The following is a 15,832-nucleotide window of genomic DNA, read 5'->3' on the forward strand; positions in this document are numbered from 1 at the left end:
TAAGGTTGCGCGACGTCCCCAGTCAGCTCGTGCCCACCAGGGCGCCCAGCACCACGCGGCGGTAGATCCGCGTCAGCGCATCCAGATCGGCAATCGCCACTGCCTCGTCGAGCTTGTGCATCGTCGCGTTGCACAGCCCGAATTCGACCACCGGACAGATCCGCGACAGGAAGCGCGCGTCCGATGTGCCGCCGGTGGTGGAAAGCTCGGTCTCGATCCCCGTCTCTGCCCGGATCGCATCGGCGATCATCCCCGAAAGCTCGCCCGGCGGGGTCAGGAACGCCTCGCCCGAGATCTTCGCCTCGACGCTGCCGCCCATGGCTCCGGCGATGTCGGTAATCAATTGCGTCAGCGAGGCTCCGCTGTGCAGGTCGTTGAAGCGGATCGAAATCCGCGCCTCGGCCGCAGCGGGAATGACATTGTGCGCCGGGTTGCCGACGGCGAGGTCGGTAACCTCGATATTGCTCGGCTGGAACCAGTCGGTGCCCTCGTCCAGCACCACGCGCTTGATCTCGGACAGGATCGCGACCAGCCTGGGGATCGGATTGTCCGCAAGGTGCGGATAGGCGACATGGCCCTGCTGGCCGGCGACGCGGATCCACATGTTAACCGAGCCGCGTCGCCCGATCTTGACCATGTCGCCCAGCCGCGCAACCGAGGTCGGCTCGCCCACCAGGCAAAGATCGGGCACATTGCCCTGCGCCACCATCAGGTCAATGAGCGCGCGGGTGCCGTAGAGGGCAGGGCCTTCCTCGTCGCCGGTGATGATCAGGCTGATCGTGCCGGCCTCGCGCGGGATATCGTGCAGCGCCGCAACGAAGCTCGCGATCGAACCCTTCATGTCAACGGCGCCGCGTCCGTGCAGCAGGTCGCCCCGGACTTGCGGCACAAACGGGTCGCTGGCCCAGCCCTTGCCCGGCGGCACGACATCGAGATGCCCGGCAAAGGCAAAATGCCGTCCGGGATCGCCCGCCGGCCGCCGGATCGCGAGCAGGTTCTCGACCGGGCCGTCAGGAGCCTCGCCGCAGACGAAGCGCGTGACCGCAAAGCCCAAGGGCTCGAGCATCGCCTCGAGACAGGCAAACACGGCCCCGCGCGCGGGCGTGACGCTTTCGCACGCGATCAGGCGGCTGGCGAGGTCGAGCGGGGCGGCGGCAACAAGAGCAGTGTCGGTCATGGCGGCTTTCTATTTGACTGGTACCGCATTAGCATTGCGCCATGCCCAAAGTCGACCTGCAAGCCATCCCCCAGACCAACGCCACCGGCTATCCCGAGCATCTTGCCGATGTCGTGCAGGAGCGCTGGTACCGCCGGCTTTCACCCGCCACGGGCCTGGTCGATTTCGCCGCCAGCCATGTCGTGCTGAAACCCGGCGCCTGGTCGGCGCACCGCCACTGGCACGAACGCGAGGACGAGCTGCTGGTGATGGTATCGGGCACCGCGGTGCTGGTCGACGATTCGGGCCGTACGCCGCTGCATCCCGGCGATATCGCCACTTTTCCCAAGAACGATGGCAATGGCCATTGCCTGATCAACGAAAGCGATGCCGATTGCGTGTTCGTGGTGATCGGTCAGAGCGTCAATGGCCCGTGCCATTACCCCGATGTCGACATGCACGAATTCGGCGCGGGCGATAAGCGCCGCCGCGATGGTGAGGCTTTCTCGCCCCGTTGAGGCGGGTTTTTCGACCTTCACCGGCTGACCGGCCGATTGTTGACCCCCTTTTGCAATAACCGGTGACAATCCGATGGCTGCGGCTGACCGCGCAGGTAGCGCCGCTGCGTGCGTTCCGGCTGTTGACCGCACCAGCAAAACACCTCATAGGCTAATGCGAATCGCTTGCATTATCATTTGAGGGGACATCATGACACGCTGGTTGAGTTCCGTGGCCGTGCTGGGGCTGTGCGCGGCTCAATTTTCTGCAGAGGCGCAAACCGCCCCGCGCGCCGACACCGATGCTTTGGCGGATGCCGAAGCAGGTGACGGGCGCACCATCGTCGTCTCGGCCACGCGCACGCCGATCACCATCGACGAGGCACCTGCCACTATCTCGGCCAAGACCGATGAAGAGATTGCCGACGAACTGGCGACCGACATCAAGGATCTGGTGCGGTTCGAGCCGGGGGTCAGCGTTCGCCGCCAGCCCGCGCGTTTCGGCGCGGCGCTGGGCAGCACCGGCCGCGCGGGCAACGAGGATTTCACCATCCGCGGCATCGGCGGCAACCGCGTGCTGATCCAGGTCGATGGCGTGCGCATCCCGATGGGCTTCAACTTCGGCGCGCAAAGCGTGGGCCGGGGCGATTCGGTTGATATCGGGCTTGTCAAATCGGTCGAGATCCTGCGCGGCCCGGCCTCAGCGCTCTATGGCAGCGATGGCCTGGCAGGCGCGGTGAGCTTCACGCTCAGCGATCCCGAAGATATCCTGAAGGGCCAGCAGGTCGCAGGGCTGGTGCGCAGCCAATATGCCAGCGCCGACGAGGAATTTGCCCAGACCGCGATCCTCGCGGGGCGATCGGGCGATGTCTCGGCGCTGTTCTCCTATAGCCGCCGCGACTTCCAGGAGCTCGAGAACCGCGGCACCAATGACGTGCTGGGCGCCAATCGGACGACTCCCAATCCGCAGGACGGGCACAGCAATGCCGCGACCGCGCGCATCGTCTGGGACCCCGCCGGTGGCCACAAGCTGCGGTTGACTGGCGAATATCTCGACAACCGCATGGTCACCGATCTGCTGTCGGGCCGGTCGGCCACAGTCGACAATCTGGTCGCGCGCGACACCGGCGAGCGCTGGCGCATTGCCGGCGACTGGATCTGGGAGGGGACCGGCGCGCTCGAGATGGCGCGGGTCAACGCCTATTGGCAGTCAGCGAAGGACCGCCAGTTCACGCACGAAGACCGCACCCCGCTGGCCGACCGCACCCGCGACAACCGTTTCGACAACCGGGTCTATGGCCTCGCGGCAGAGGCGCGCCTGCGCTTTGCCACCGGCCCGTTGCAGCATAAGTTGGTGTTCGGCGGTGATGCCAGCTGGACCCGGCAGCAAGGGCTTCGCGACGGCACGGTGCCGCCTGCGGGCGAGACTTTCCCCTCCAGCGCCTTTCCGGTGACCGATTATGCGCTCGCCGGGCTGTTCGTCGGCGACGAGATCAGTGTCGGGCCGCTCACCCTGTTTCCGGCGCTGCGCTTCGATCACTACAAGCTCACCCCGCAGGCCGATCCGCTGCTGCCGGCAACCTTTGTTACCACCGGCCAGTCGGGCAGCCGGCTGAGCCCCAAGATGGGCGCGGTGCTCAAGCTCAGCCAGGAGGTGCGGCTGTTCGCCAATTACGCGCAAGGGTTCCGCGCGCCCGAGCCCAGCCAGATCAACCAGTTCTTCGAGAATCTGGCGCAGGGCTATACCTCGCGGCCCAATGCCGATCTGGGCCCCGAGCGCAGCGAGAGCATCGAGGGCGGCATCCGCTTTACCAGCGAGGCGGTGAGCCTCAGCGCCACCGCGTTCAGCGCGCGCTACAAGGATTTCATCAGCCAGGAGGTGGTCGGCGGCGGCTTCACCCCCGCCAATCCGGCGGTCTTCCAGTTCATCAACCTCGACCGGGTGAAGGTCGAAGGCGCCGAAGCGCGGCTGGAGCTGCGCGATACGTCGGGGATCAACGGCCAGGTCGCGCTGTCTTATGCCAAGGGCGATGTCATCGACCCGCAGGCGGGCACGCGCCTGCCTTTGGCCACGGTCGATCCGCTCAAGCTCATCGCCGGGCTCGGCTGGCGCGATCCCAGGGGCCGGTTTGGCGGGCAGTTGATCGCCACGCACAGCGCGCGCAAGTCCGATGAGCGCAGCACCGGGGTATGCACGCCGTCGTGCTTCCGTCCCGATGCATTCACGATCCTCGATGCCACTGCGTTCGTGACCCTGGGGCCGGTGACGCTGCGCGCGGGCCTGTTCAACCTGACCAACGCCAAATACGCCTGGTGGGCCGATGTACGCGGGCTCGCCAGCACGACAACGATCGCCGATGCCTTCACCCAGCCAGGCCGCAACGGCAGTGTCTCGTTGACTTATCGCTTCTGATTCGCAATACCGTTAGCATCCTAGAACAGGGGACTTGATCATGACCATGAAGATCATCTCGCTTGCCGCAGCCAGCCTGCTCGCTTTGACCTCCACCGCCGCCCTTGCCCATCCACCGATCGCCGAGCGGCCAGCGCAGGAAGAAGCCGCCGCCTTCGAGGCCGACCGCGCCGACATTCTGGCGATGGCGGGCAATTTCAAGGTCCGCTTCGACATGCAGGAAGCCACGCCCTGGCAACCGGGCTATGCCCCGCTCGACCGCAAGATCTCGGGCGGGCACGAGGTCGTCCGGGTGATCGAGGACACCGGCCGCCGCATCGTGCTGCAGCACATCCTGGTGTCCGAGCACGAGGGCAAGCCGCACATCACCAAGCACTGGCGGCAGGACTGGGAATATGAGCCCGCCAAGGTTCTGGTCTATTCCGACCGCAATGCCTGGACCTGGGAGGACGTGCCCGAGAAGATGCGCCGGGGTCGCTGGTCGCAGACCGTCTGGCAGGTCGATGACAGCCCACGCTATGCCGGGTGGGGCCAGTTCGAGCAGCAGGGCGGGATCCGCCGCTGGCGCTCCAACTGGACCTGGCGGCCGCTTGCTCGCCGCGATGCGGTGCGCAACCCCGTCTATGACCGCTATTACGCGATCAACCGCCACCAGCCGACGCCCGATGGCTGGGTGCACTGGCAGGACAATATCAAGATGGGCCTGAAAGACGGCGCGCTGCAGCCGGTCGTGCAGGAATATGTGCTGAACACCTACACCAAGTTCGATGGCTATAACGTCAAGGCCGCCGACGACTATTGGGCGGCGACACAGGGCTATTGGGCGGCCGTGCGCGCCGCCTGGGACAAGGTGGCCGCGACCAAGGGCGGCATCGCCATCCAGGAAGAGGCACAGGCCGGCACGATCATCAGCGCCCGCCTGCTGACCATGGCCGACGAGATTGTCGAGGGCAAGTTGACGGAAGGCAAGGCCACGGCCGAAGCGATCAAGCTGATCGACGACAATACCCGGATGGCGGGTGCACGGCGGGTCGCGAGCACCGGCCAATAAGGGTCGGCGCTCCGTCAATTGCCGGGCGGAGCGCCGTCATTCCCCTGCCCTGTTCACTGGACATGGCGGGGCAGGGGATGATGGTTCAATGATCGTGCTGCGCCAGCGCCGCGAGCACATCCTCCAGCCGCGCCGGATCGCCCATCGCGACCACGCGGCCATCGCTGCCCTTGTGCAGCGGATCGCCGTTCCAGTCGCACATATGCCCGCCTGCGCCTTCGACGACGGGGACGAGCGCGGCAAAATCATGCAGCTTCAGCCCGCTTTCGCACACCAGATCGACCGAGCCCTGGGCGACGAGTGCGTAATTGTAGCAATCCCCGCCCCAGATCAGCCGGCGCGTATCGCATTGCTTGGCGAGCGCCATGAAATGCATCGCGTCGTGGTCGCTGAACAGATGCGGGCTGGTGGTGGCGAGCACCGCGTCCTCGATATCCGGGCACAGCCGCGCCCTGACCGGCTGGCCGTTGAAGGTGGTGCCGCGCCCTGTCGCGCCGACCCAGCGCTCGCGCCCGATCGGCTGGTCGATCACGCCGAGCACCGGCCATTCCTCGGCGATCAAGGCGATCAGCGTGCCGAAGATCGGCCGTCCGGCGATGAAGCTGGTGGTGCCATCGATCGGATCGAGCACCCAGACCCGGCCGGTCGTGCCCGGCTTTTCCCCATATTCCTCGCCGATCACGCCATCGCGCGGCGCTTCGGCATCGAGGATCGCGCGCATCGCGGCTTCCGCCGCCCGGTCGGCCTCGGTGACAGGGGAGGCATCGGCCTTGCGATCGGTGGTGAAGTTCGAGCGGTAGAAGGGGCGGATCGCCTCGCCCGCCGCTTCGGCCAGCCGTTCGGCCAGCGCAATGTCCTTGCTGTGTATCATGGCTGCGGTGCTATCGCGTCGCGCCAGCCTTGGCCAGACCGATATGGTCAGAATGCGGCGAGCGCCCGGACCTCGTCGTCCGTCAGCACGATGCCGAATTCTTCAGCGAGCAGCACGCGCATCGCCTCTGGTCCTGCGATCGTCATCCGCTCGGTCTCACCGCCGCGCTGGAGGCTGAACTGGTCGTTGGTGATCGATTTGAGCCCGTCGCGTGTCACCTGGCTGACCAGCACGTTACGAATGAAGCGCGATTCGGGCGAGGTCGCGGTCCAGTGGTTGGACATCGCGATGTCGGCAGGATGCGCGAACTCGTCGGTGAAGCTGTATTGCGCCCGAACCTCCCCGCCAAAATGGCGATCGAGCATCCAGCCGAACGTATCGTCGCGGCGCAGACGGTGGACCGCGCCGTCATTGCCTTGTGCCTCTGCGCCTTCAGCCAGCCGCATCGCGGGCACATGGCCGCCGCCGAACCCGGCATCGGCCAGCCAGCGTTCGCCATCGATCGTCACCGCCAGCACGATATGCGTGCGCGGGGGAACCGGATCATCGGGTTGCTGGCGAAACCAGACGCGCGCGAGCAGCGGTTCGACCTGAAAGCCGATCTCGGCCAGCGCGCGAGCGAACAGCGGGTTGAGCTCGAAGCAATAGCCGCCCCGCGTGCCGGACAGCAGCTTGTCGGCCACGGCATCCGGATCGATTGCGACCCCGCGCCCCAGCCGCGCATCGAGCGCATCATAGGGGATGGCGAGCCGCTGCGCCCAGAGCAGGGCGTCGAGCCCGGCAAGATCGGCAGCCGGCCGTTCGGCAAGCCCGACGGACGTCAGATAGCGCTGGAGAAAGCCGGACAAGTCCCGCGATCAATCGAACAGGCTGGAGACCGAGCTTTCGTCGGCGATCCGGCGCATCGCCTCGCCGATCAACGCCGCCATCGGCAGCGTGCGGATGCGGTCCGATGCGACGACGGCCTGGGTCGCCTGGATCGAATCGGTGATCACCAGTTCCTTCAGCGCGCTGTTGTTGACGCGCGCGACGGCGCCGCCCGACAGCACGCCGTGGGTGACATAGGACACCACATCCACCGCGCCTGCGTTCTTCAGCGCCTGCGCCGCGTTGCACAGGGTGCCGCCCGAATCGACGATATCGTCGATCAGGATGCAGAAGCGCCCTTCGACATTGCCGATGATGTTCATCACTTCCGATTCGCCGGGGCGCTCGCGGCGCTTGTCAACGATCGCCAGCGGCGCATTGTCGAGCCGCTTGGCCAGCGCCCGCGCGCGCACCACGCCGCCGACGTCGGGTGACACGACCATCAGCTTGTGCTCGCCGAACCGCGCCTGGATGTCCGCTGCCATCACCGGCGCGGCATAGAGGTTGTCGGTCGGAATATCGAAAAAGCCCTGAATCTGGCCGGCGTGCAGATCGACCGAAAGCACGCGGTCGGCCCCTGCCTTGGTGATCAGATTGGCAACCAGCTTGGCCGAGATCGGCGTACGCGGCCCAGGCTTGCGGTCCTGCCGGGCATAGCCGAAATAGGGGATCACCGCGGTGATGCGCCGCGCCGAGGCGCGCTTCAAGGCATCGATGCAGATCAGCAGTTCCATGAGGTTGTCGTTGGCCGGATAGCCGGTCGACTGGATGACGAACACGTCCTCGCCGCGCACGTTTTCATGGATTTCGACGAAGATCTCCTCGTCGGCAAAGCGCCGCACGCTTGCATCGGTAAGCGGCATTTCCAGATAGGCGCCCACGGCGCGCGCCAACGGCAGATTGCTGTTGCCAGACAGGATTTTCATGTGATCGTGCTTCCCCGTCGCCCTGATCGAACGCCGTCCCCTTAACCAGAAGCCCCGCAAACCGGAAGATGAAACTTTGATGAAAGGTTCAACAGAGCCCTGACCGAGGCAAAACTGGTTGCCGCCCTTCCGGCCAGCCCCTATCCCGCAGCCATGACCGACCGGCTTATCATCACCCTCGTCCAGTGTTCGCAGACCATCGGCGACCTCGCCGGCAATGCCGATGCCATGCTTGCCGCCCGCGCCGAGGCGCAAGGCAGCGACCTGGTCGTTTTCCCCGAACTGCAGCTGATCGGCTATCCGCCCGAGGATCTAGTGCTCAAACCCGCGCTGATCGCGCGCGCCGCAGCCGAGCTGGAGCGGATGGCGGCCGCCACCGCCGATGGCGGCCCAGCAATGCTGGTGGGCAGCGTCTTCGCGCGCGAAAATGCATTGTACAACGGCATTGCCCTGCTCGACGGCGGCACGGTCTGCGCCGTGCGGCTGAAGCACGAATTGCCCAATTACGGCACGTTCGACGAGAAGCGGCTGTTCGCCTCCGCCCCGCTGCAGTCGCCAGTGCCCTTCCGCGGCATGATGCTGGGCCTGCCGCTGTGCGAGGATATCTGGTTCCCCATCGTCTGCGGCCATCTGAAGGCCATGGGTGCCGAATTGCTCATCGCGCCGCATGGCAGCCCCTATGAGATCGAGAAGGACGAGCGCCGCCTGCACAATGTCGCGCGCGCTCGCGTCGCCGAAACCGGGCTGCCACTCGTCTTCCTCAACCGCATCGGCGGGCAGGACGAGCTGGTGTTCGATGGCGCCTCGTTCGTCGTCAATGCCGATGGATCGCTGAGCCACCAGCTGCCCGACTGGGAGCCTGCCACGGTGCGCACCGAATGGACCAGGGGCGAGGCCGGATGGCATTGCGCGCCCGGCGAGATCCACGCGCTCGATCCCTATCCGCAGGATGCCTATCACGCGATGATCGTGGGGCTGCGCGATTATGTGAACGCCAACGGCTTTCCCGGCGTCGTGCTGGGGCTTTCGGGCGGCATCGACAGCGCGCTGTCGGCCGCCGTTGCCGTCGATGCGCTGGGCGCCGAGCGGGTGTGGTGCGTGATGCTGCCCAGCCGTTATACCAGCCAGGAGAGCCTCGATGATGCAGCCGAGTGCGCACGGCTGCTGCAGTGCAGGCTCGACAGCATCCCGATCCAGCCCGCGGTCGAAGCGTTCGATGCGATGCTCGCCCCCAGCTTTGCCGGGCGCGACCCGGACCTTGCCGAAGAGAACATCCAGTCGCGCATCCGCGCGGTGACCTTGATGGGGCTCTCCAACAAGTTCGGCCCGATGCTGCTCACCACCGGCAACAAGAGCGAGATGAGCGTCGGCTATGCCACCATCTATGGCGACATGTCGGGCGGCTACAATGTGCTCAAGGACGCCTACAAGCTGACGGTGTTCGAACTGTCCCGCTGGCGCAATGCCCACAAGCCGCCGCTGGCGCTCGGCCCCGATGGTCCCGTGATGCCCGAGCGCGTGATCACCAAGCCGCCCAGCGCCGAACTGCGCCCCGACCAGCGCGACGATGACAGCCTGCCGCCATATGAAATCCTCGATCCCATCCTGCACGCGCTGGTGGAAGAGGAGCTGAGCGTCTCCGAAATCGTGGCACGCGGGTTCGACCATGCGACGGTCGCGCGCATCGAGCGCCTGCTGTATCTGGCCGAATACAAGCGCCGCCAGGCGCCTCCCGGCGTGAAGCTCGGCATCCGCAACTTCGGCCGCGACCGGCGTTATCCGATCACGAACCGGTTCCGGACGGCGTAGACGCGGCCGGGCGTAATGCTTGTCCGGTTCGGACAAGCTCAGGCTTTGCGTGCGGATCGCTCGGATTGCATCCGCACCCTTTATGATGCGGCCACCGTCGCTAAATTCATAGTCTGCGATGGTCATCGCCATGCTTCGGCTTTTGCAAACGGTCACCTCGCTGGGCGAGAGACTGGCCTGGTCGATAACGCAGCGAAAAGCACCGGCTTGGTCAGGCACTGCTCCTGCGGGTTCGGAGGCTTGGTTACGCTCCTGGGTCAGCTGCCTTAGACTGGCGATAAAGGGAGGAAGACTGTCATGGGCCTGCTTGCCTTTCAGCAAGTCGATCTGCGACGCTAAAAGATTCAAGCGGTCGACAGCCTCTTCAAATCGGCCAAGCTCCCGCAACGCATTTGCGGCGCGCAAATTCAACCAGAACCATTCCTCTTCATTGCCTGATCGTTCTATCTTCGTCACGGCAGTAACAAATTCGTTCTGGTAACGCGCCTTGCGTTCAAGGTTGCGGTCGGTCTCCCAGCCCGCCACCATCAGATCGATAGCCAGCGCGCCCGGCTTTGCGTCAAGAGCCTTCCGAAGGATCCAGACACGATAATGTTGCGTCTCCGATCGACGGCTTGCCTGGAAATCCGCACCCCTGACGATGGGTTCGAGTATGGCAAGCGCATCCTGCGAGAATTCCTGCTCGAAAAGAGGAAATCCATTCGAGGGGCATTCGGGGTAAGGCACAACCGGCAAAGGGCTGTATGGCTTGCCATCGGGCCGCTGACCAAAAGTGCTGTTGCTGCCGACTTCGCTCGCCGTGAATGTTTCGTTGCCGATCGGACAGGTCTTCTTGACCTCGAAATAGATCGTTGCCTCAACCGGTGACGCCGATATCGCAGCCAGACAGATGGTCATCGACAAAACAGACAGGCAAAGCCTTTTCATTATAGAACCGCGCCTCCGTCACTTTGCGTCTTGACTGCCGCGGTTGCTGCTATAGCCGGATCGCCCATGACCGTCACCACCCGTTTCGCCCCGTCGCCCACCGGGCATCTGCACATCGGCAACATCCGCACCGCGCTCCACAACTGGATGTGGGCGAAGAAGACGGGCGGGCGCTTCATCCTGCGCATCGACGATACCGACAAGGAGCGCAGCCGCGAGGAATATGTCGAGGGCATCCGCGCGGACCTCTCCTGGCTGGGGCTCTCCCCGGATGCCGAATATCGCCAGTCCGAGCGCAGCGCGCTGTACGACGCCGCGTTCGACAAGCTGCGCGAAGCGGGCCGCGTCTATGCGTGCTATGAAACTTCGCAGGAGCTCGACCTCAAGCGCAAGATTGCGCTCGGCCGCGGTCTTCCGCCGGTTTACGACCGCGCCGCGCTCAAGCTTACCGATGCCGAGCGAGCGGAGTTGGACGCGCAGGGCCTCCGCCCGCACTGGCGCTTCAAGCTGGATCATGACGAGGCCATCGCCTGGGACGACCTGATCCGCGGGCCGCAGAAATTCGACGCGGCAAGCCTGTCCGATCCCGTCATCCGCCGCGCCGATGGCAGCTGGCTGTACATGCTCCCCTCGGCGATCGACGACGTCGACATGGCGATCACGCATGTCGTGCGCGGCGAGGATCATGTGTCTAACACTGCCGTGCAGCTGCAGATGTTCACCGCCTTGGGCAGCACCCCGCCCGCGTTCGCGCACGAGGCTTTGCTGGTGGGGGCAGAGGGCAAGCTCTCCAAGCGGCTGGGCTCGCTCGGCGTGGGCGAATTGCGCGAAAAGCACATCCTGCCGCAAGCCATCGTTGCCTTGCTCGCGCGGCTGGGCACCGCCGATCCGGTCGAGCCGCTGCATGACCGCGCAGCGCTGCTCGAGACGTTGGATTTCGCGCGTTTCGGCCGCGCGCCTGCGCGCTTTGCCGAAGAGGATCTGGAGCGGATCAACCGCCAGCTCGTCCACACCGCCGAGTTTGCCGCGATCGCCGACCAGCTTCCGTGCCAAGTCGACGAGGCCGCCTGGCACGCCATTCGCCCCAATATCGCCCACCTGGGCGAGGTTGCGGATTACTGGCGTGTGATCGAGGGGCCGATCGATGCACCTGCGCCTGAGGCGGAGGACGCCGCGTATCTCGCAGAGGCGCGCGCCGCGCTCGAGCCGCTGGCGTTTGGCCCCACCGTGTGGAAGGACTGGACAGAATTGCTCAAGGCCAGCACCGGGCGCAAGGGCAAAGGCCTGTTCCTGCCGCTCCGCCGTGCGTTGACGGGCATGGACCACGGTCCGGACATGAGCGAGCTGTTGCCGCTGATCGGCAAGGATCGCGCCCTGGAGCGGTTGGCGGGCTGAAGGGCCTCTCGCACTTTCCCTGTTCACGTCACCCCCGCGCAGGCGGGAGTCCCGCTTCTTTCTTCCGCGCAATCGCAAAGCGGGATTCCCGCGTTCGCGGGAATGACGAGAAGGTGAATACTCGGCACACCCTTGGATAATCCCTCCCCATGCCGCATATGTCTGGCATGACCATCACAGACCCCCGCTCGTTCCTGTACCGCCCCGATGCGCTCGACCCCGATGCTGCGCAGCGGCTCACCCGCGATGCGCTGAGCGCATGCGACGATGGCGAACTCTATCTGCAGTATGCCGCGAGCGAGAGCTTCGTCTTCGATGACGGACGGCTGAAGACTGCCGATTACTCGACCGATTCGGGCTTTGGCCTGCGCGGCGTGTCGGGCGAGATGACCGGCTTTGCCCATGCCAATGATGTCAGCGAGGCGGGCATCCGCCGCGCCGCCGAGACTCTGAAGCTGCTCGATCCCGCCAAGGGCGAGGCTGCCCCCCCGCCCCGGCAGAACAACCGGCACCTGTACACCGATGGCAACCCGCTCGAGAGCATTCCGTTCGAGACCAAGATCGCGCTGCTCGAAAAGATCGACGCCGCCGCGCGCGCCCGCGATCCGCGCGTCGCGCAGGTGACCGCGAGCCTGATCGGCAGCTGGTCGGTGATCGAGGTCGTGCGCGCCGATGGCTTCGTCGCCACCGATGTGCGGCCTCTGGTCCGCCTCAACGTCTCGATCGTCGCCCAAAGCGGCGAACGGCGCGAGGTCGGCAGCTTCGGCATGGGCGGGCGTTATCTCTACGATGGCCTGTTCGACGACGCGACCTGGAACCGCGCGATCGACGAGGCGCTTGGCCAGGCGCTGACCAACCTGGAGAGCGTCGCGGCCCCTGCGGGCGAGATGACGGTGCTGCTCGGCCCCGGCTGGCCCGGCATCATCCTGCACGAGGCGATCGGACACGGCCTTGAGGGCGATTTCAACCGCAAGGGCACCAGCGCCTTTTCGGGCCGCATCGGCCAGCGCGTCGCCGCCGATGGCGTCACCGTGGTCGACGATGGCTCGATCATGAACCGCCGCGGATCGCTCTCAATCGATGACGAGGGCACGCCGACGCAGGAGAACGTGCTGATCGAGAACGGCATTCTGCGCGGCTATATGCAGGACCGGCTCAACGCGCGGCTGATGGGCGTCGCGCCCACCGGCAACGGCCGCCGCCAGTCCTACGCGCATGCCCCAATGCCGCGGATGACCAACACCTTCATGCGCGGAGGTAACGACGACCCGGCGGAACTGTTGTCGCGCGTGAAAAACGGCATCTACGCCAAGAGCTTCGGCGGCGGCCAGGTCGATATCGTCTCGGGCAAGTTCGTCTTCTCGTGCACCGAGGCCTATCGCGTCGAGAACGGCAAATTGGGCGCCCCGATCAAGGGCGCGACGTTGATCGGCGACGGCCCTACCGTGCTCACCAAGGTCACCGGCATCGGCAACGACTTCGCGCTCGACGAAGGCGTCGGCATGTGCGGCAAGGCGGGGCAAGGCGTGCCTGCAGGCGTGGGCCAGCCGACGCTGCTGGTCAGCGGACTGACGGTAGGGGGGACTGGGTAGGCACCATCGATGGCAGGCATGGCGTAGCCGCTACCCGCCACCGATCTAGCGCATCATTCGTCAGCCCAGCGCGGCGCTGACCGCCGCTGCCATCGGCGTTGTGGGGCGGCCAAGCAGATGCGACAGTGCGCCGCTGGGATCTTCCAGCCAGCCTTCTGCGGCCTTCACGTCGACATCGACCAGCAACGCAGCAAACCCGGCAGGCAGGCCGAAGCTTTCCAAGATGCCCTGGTACTCTTCCGGCGGAAGATCATTGTAGGGTAGCGGCTTGCCCGACTGGCGCGCGACCTCTGCGGCGAGTTCGGAGAGGGTGAAAGCCTCGTCACCGCCCAGTTCATAGGTCTTGCCGGCATGGTCGGCGCTGGCAGCGACAACGGCAATGGCTTGGGCATAATCGCCGCGGGTGGCAGGCGTGAACCGGGCCGATCCCGCCGAGCCGATCAGCGCGCCGGCACCCAGCGCGGCGCCCAAGGTGCCGGTCCAGTTTTCGGTGTACCAGCCGTTGCGCAGGATCGTCGCCGACAGGCCAGAGGCTGCAATGAGCGCTTCGGTCGCACGGTGATCTTCGGCGATCAGCATCGGCGAGACATCTGCCTTGAGGATCGAGGTATAGATGATCCGGCCGACGCCTGCGGCCTCGGCGGCGTCGATCACGTTGCGGTGCTGGCCGACCCGGTCGTTGAAATCGCTCGACGAGATCAGCACCAAGGTCTCCACCCCGGCAAGCGCCAGGGCCAGGGCATCGGGCTGGTGGGTGTAATCGAAGGCGCGGGCCTCAACACCCAGGCCGCCAACCTTGGAAGGGTCACGCGCCAGGGCTACGATCAGTGCGGGTGAGACACGGACCTTGAGGAAATCGATGGCGGCGCGGCCAAGCTGGCCGCTGGCTCCGGTGATGGCGATGGTCATGGGTAAAGGCTCCTTCTGTGCAGTTGACCGCAAGCAGATAGAAGTATACGCACAAAACGTAAGTACCCACATTTTTGTAAGTATGAAGAAAGGCGTTTGCGGTGGAATTCAAACCCGATGTGCTCAATGAAAAATGCGGATCGCGGCAGGTGCTGGGCCATTGCACCAGCCGCTGGGGATCTTTGGTGCTGATCGCGCTGCTCGATGGCACCATGCGGTTCAGCGCGCTGCGCCGCCGCATCGGCGGGGTGTCCGAGCGGATGCTTACCCAATCGCTGCGGTTGCTGGAGGAAGACGGTCTGGTCCAGCGCACCGCGCACCAGGTGGTCCCCCCGCATGTCGATTATGATTTGACCCCGATGGGCCGGGAGGTCGCGCACCACGTGCTGGCCCTGGCGCAGTGTATCGAGGGCAATCTCGCAGCGATCATGCATCGCCAGACGAGCCGGGGCGCGGGCGCAGCCGCACCCCCCGCTTGAGCCCTGGCCTCACCATAAGCCGCAATATCACAGGTACAAGCATGTGCGGCGCGGTGAGCACGGACAGCGCCACAAAGCTGGCGGCAAACACATCCTGCGTGATCACCGCGCCCCGGTTCAGGGCAAAGATTGCCACCGCTATCCCCAGGCCGCCCAGGGTCAGCGGGATCACGGTGCCGCCCCATTGGCGAAGGCCATGCAATCCCAGTGCGCGGGAATGATCGCCGAACTGGATCGGCGAATGCACCAGACAGAAGAACAGCGCAAAGCCGTGGACGGGTGGCAGCACCAGCATCGCGGCCAGCCCGCAGACCGCTGACAACGCGCGGTTGCGCTCCCCTGCATGCCACAGCATCCCTGCGCCAGCGATCGCCAGCATGAGCATTGTCGGTGCGATCAGCACCATCACATCGACCAGCAGTCTGGCGGCAGCGTCGTTCGACAGCACCGCAAACAGGCTGGCAAGACTTGCAGAGTGCAACAATGACGGAGCCGAAAGAAAGGCCAGCGCCATTCCGGTCGCGATGAACCGCGACCCGCAGCGCTGCCAGTCTTCGGAAAAATGCACCGCCGCCATCAGCAGGAAGATGCCCAGGCCCCAGGCGGGCGCGGCCTGCCACAACAGATACATGGCGAGCGCGCAAACAAGATAGAGACCGATCAGCGTGCTGCGTCGCGGGGCTGCCGGGTCATCGGCCGAGCCGTTTTGCAGTAGCGCGATATCAAAGCTGCCATGTGGCATCCCGACCACCATCAGCGTGGCGGACAGCACCGCGATGGCCTGGCCGGTTTCAGGCAATAACCCGGCGGAGTATACCGCGATGGCCATGGCGGTGATCATCAGCATCCAGCCGACCGTGCCGGTGCCGAGGCGGGAGGGGGATGGGGAAGAAGGGAAAGCCGCGCTGGCCATGATCGGTGACCATCGGCCAGCCGAACC

13 protein-coding genes are annotated in these 15,832 nt (G+C 65.4%); 7 read left to right on the forward strand and 6 right to left on the reverse strand.

Annotated elements, in window-relative coordinates; translation table 11 throughout:
* Positions 1-22 precede the first annotated feature (22 nt).
* Entirely contained in the window at positions 23-1,177 is a 1,155-nt protein-coding gene (dapE, locus tag LI72_RS14825; RefSeq protein ID WP_033926739.1) for a succinyl-diaminopimelate desuccinylase, read from the reverse strand.
* Between the two features lie 41 nt (positions 1,178-1,218).
* On the opposite strand from dapE, the gene LI72_RS14830 reads away from it, so the two are divergent.
* The 3 genes from LI72_RS14830 (at position 1,219) to LI72_RS14840 (ending at position 5,117) form a co-directional block, all read left to right on the forward strand.
* Positions 1,219-1,674, forward strand: coding sequence for a cupin domain-containing protein (locus tag LI72_RS14830; protein WP_033926740.1), 456 nt, complete (start codon positions 1,219-1,221; stop codon positions 1,672-1,674).
* Positions 1,675-1,864: 190 nt separating this feature from the next.
* Positions 1,865-4,066, forward strand: a complete 2,202-nt coding sequence (locus LI72_RS14835) for a TonB-dependent hemoglobin/transferrin/lactoferrin family receptor (protein ID WP_052129950.1) — start codon at positions 1,865-1,867, stop codon at positions 4,064-4,066.
* Positions 4,067-4,106: 40 nt separating this feature from the next.
* Positions 4,107-5,117: a DUF6607 family protein gene (locus LI72_RS14840; RefSeq protein WP_033926741.1), complete on the forward strand. Its 1,011-nt coding sequence runs from the start codon at positions 4,107-4,109 to the stop codon at positions 5,115-5,117.
* Positions 5,118-5,202: 85 nt separating this feature from the next.
* Here the strand turns inward: LI72_RS14840 and hisN are convergent, their stop codons facing one another.
* The 3 genes from hisN to LI72_RS14855 are packed head-to-tail and all read right to left on the reverse strand — an operon-like array spanning position 5,203 to position 7,781.
* The gene (gene hisN / locus LI72_RS14845; RefSeq protein ID WP_033926742.1) at positions 5,203-5,988 is read right to left on the reverse strand and encodes a histidinol-phosphatase; all 786 of its coding nucleotides are present in this window, start codon (positions 5,986-5,988) and stop codon (positions 5,203-5,205) included.
* A gap of 47 nt (positions 5,989-6,035) precedes the next feature.
* Entirely contained in the window at positions 6,036-6,836 is an 801-nt protein-coding gene (locus LI72_RS14850) for an arylamine N-acetyltransferase family protein (RefSeq protein WP_033926743.1), read from the reverse strand.
* Positions 6,837-6,845: 9 nt separating this feature from the next.
* Positions 6,846-7,781, reverse strand: a complete 936-nt coding sequence (locus LI72_RS14855) for a ribose-phosphate pyrophosphokinase (RefSeq protein ID WP_033926744.1) — start codon at positions 7,779-7,781, stop codon at positions 6,846-6,848.
* 153 nt (positions 7,782-7,934) lie between these two features.
* On the opposite strand from LI72_RS14855, the gene LI72_RS14860 reads away from it, so the two are divergent.
* From LI72_RS14860 to tldD, 3 genes are all read left to right on the forward strand, one after another.
* Positions 7,935-9,590: an NAD+ synthase gene (locus tag LI72_RS14860; protein WP_033926745.1), complete on the forward strand. Its 1,656-nt coding sequence runs from the start codon at positions 7,935-7,937 to the stop codon at positions 9,588-9,590.
* Positions 9,591-10,583: 993 nt separating this feature from the next.
* Complete coding sequence (gene gltX, locus LI72_RS14865) at positions 10,584-11,912, forward strand: glutamate--tRNA ligase (protein WP_033926746.1); 1,329 nt, start codon at positions 10,584-10,586, stop codon at positions 11,910-11,912.
* A 167-nt stretch (positions 11,913-12,079) separates the two neighbouring features.
* Positions 12,080-13,504 carry a metalloprotease TldD gene (gene tldD, locus LI72_RS14870; protein WP_033926747.1) on the forward strand — a complete coding sequence of 475 codons (1,425 nt, stop codon included), beginning with the start codon at positions 12,080-12,082 and terminating at the stop codon, positions 13,502-13,504.
* 60 nt (positions 13,505-13,564) lie between these two features.
* On the opposite strand, the gene LI72_RS14875 is transcribed toward tldD, so the two are convergent.
* Complete coding sequence (locus LI72_RS14875; RefSeq protein ID WP_033926748.1) at positions 13,565-14,413, reverse strand: SDR family oxidoreductase; 849 nt, start codon at positions 14,411-14,413, stop codon at positions 13,565-13,567.
* A gap of 101 nt (positions 14,414-14,514) precedes the next feature.
* Between LI72_RS14875 and LI72_RS14880 the strand changes: the two genes are divergently transcribed.
* A complete protein-coding gene (locus LI72_RS14880) occupies positions 14,515-14,892 on the forward strand; it encodes a winged helix-turn-helix transcriptional regulator (RefSeq protein WP_052129951.1) in 378 nt (125 codons plus the stop codon).
* Here LI72_RS14880 and LI72_RS14885 read toward each other — a convergent pair.
* Entirely contained in the window at positions 14,840-15,805 is a 966-nt protein-coding gene (locus LI72_RS14885) for a Brp/Blh family beta-carotene 15,15'-dioxygenase (RefSeq protein WP_081985060.1), read from the reverse strand. The two genes, LI72_RS14880 and LI72_RS14885, sit on opposite strands and share 53 nt — an antisense overlap.
* Positions 15,806-15,832 lie beyond the last annotated feature (27 nt).

Origin of the sequence: Sphingomonas sp. 35-24ZXX (assembly GCF_000786215.1) — a bacterium.
In the GTDB taxonomy this organism is placed as follows: Bacteria; Pseudomonadota; Alphaproteobacteria; order Sphingomonadales; family Sphingomonadaceae; genus Blastomonas.

Coding starts and splice junctions, on each gene's coding strand:
- LI72_RS14840 (WP_033926741.1), top strand. CDS start 4,107: ATGACCATGAAGATCATCTCGCTTGCCGCAGCCAGCCTGCTCGCTTTG.
- tldD (WP_033926747.1), top strand. CDS start 12,080: ATGACCATCACAGACCCCCGCTCGTTCCTGTACCGCCCCGATGCGCTC.
- LI72_RS14885 (WP_081985060.1), bottom strand. CDS start 15,805: ATGGCCAGCGCGGCTTTCCCTTCTTCCCCATCCCCCTCCCGCCTCGGC.
- hisN (WP_033926742.1), bottom strand. CDS start 5,988: ATGATACACAGCAAGGACATTGCGCTGGCCGAACGGCTGGCCGAAGCG.
- LI72_RS14875 (WP_033926748.1), bottom strand. CDS start 14,413: ATGACCATCGCCATCACCGGAGCCAGCGGCCAGCTTGGCCGCGCCGCC.
- LI72_RS14830 (WP_033926740.1), top strand. CDS start 1,219: ATGCCCAAAGTCGACCTGCAAGCCATCCCCCAGACCAACGCCACCGGC.
- LI72_RS14835 (WP_052129950.1), top strand. CDS start 1,865: ATGACACGCTGGTTGAGTTCCGTGGCCGTGCTGGGGCTGTGCGCGGCT.
- gltX (WP_033926746.1), top strand. CDS start 10,584: ATGACCGTCACCACCCGTTTCGCCCCGTCGCCCACCGGGCATCTGCAC.
- LI72_RS14855 (WP_033926744.1), bottom strand. CDS start 7,781: ATGAAAATCCTGTCTGGCAACAGCAATCTGCCGTTGGCGCGCGCCGTG.
- LI72_RS14860 (WP_033926745.1), top strand. CDS start 7,935: ATGACCGACCGGCTTATCATCACCCTCGTCCAGTGTTCGCAGACCATC.
- dapE (WP_033926739.1), bottom strand. CDS start 1,177: ATGACCGACACTGCTCTTGTTGCCGCCGCCCCGCTCGACCTCGCCAGC.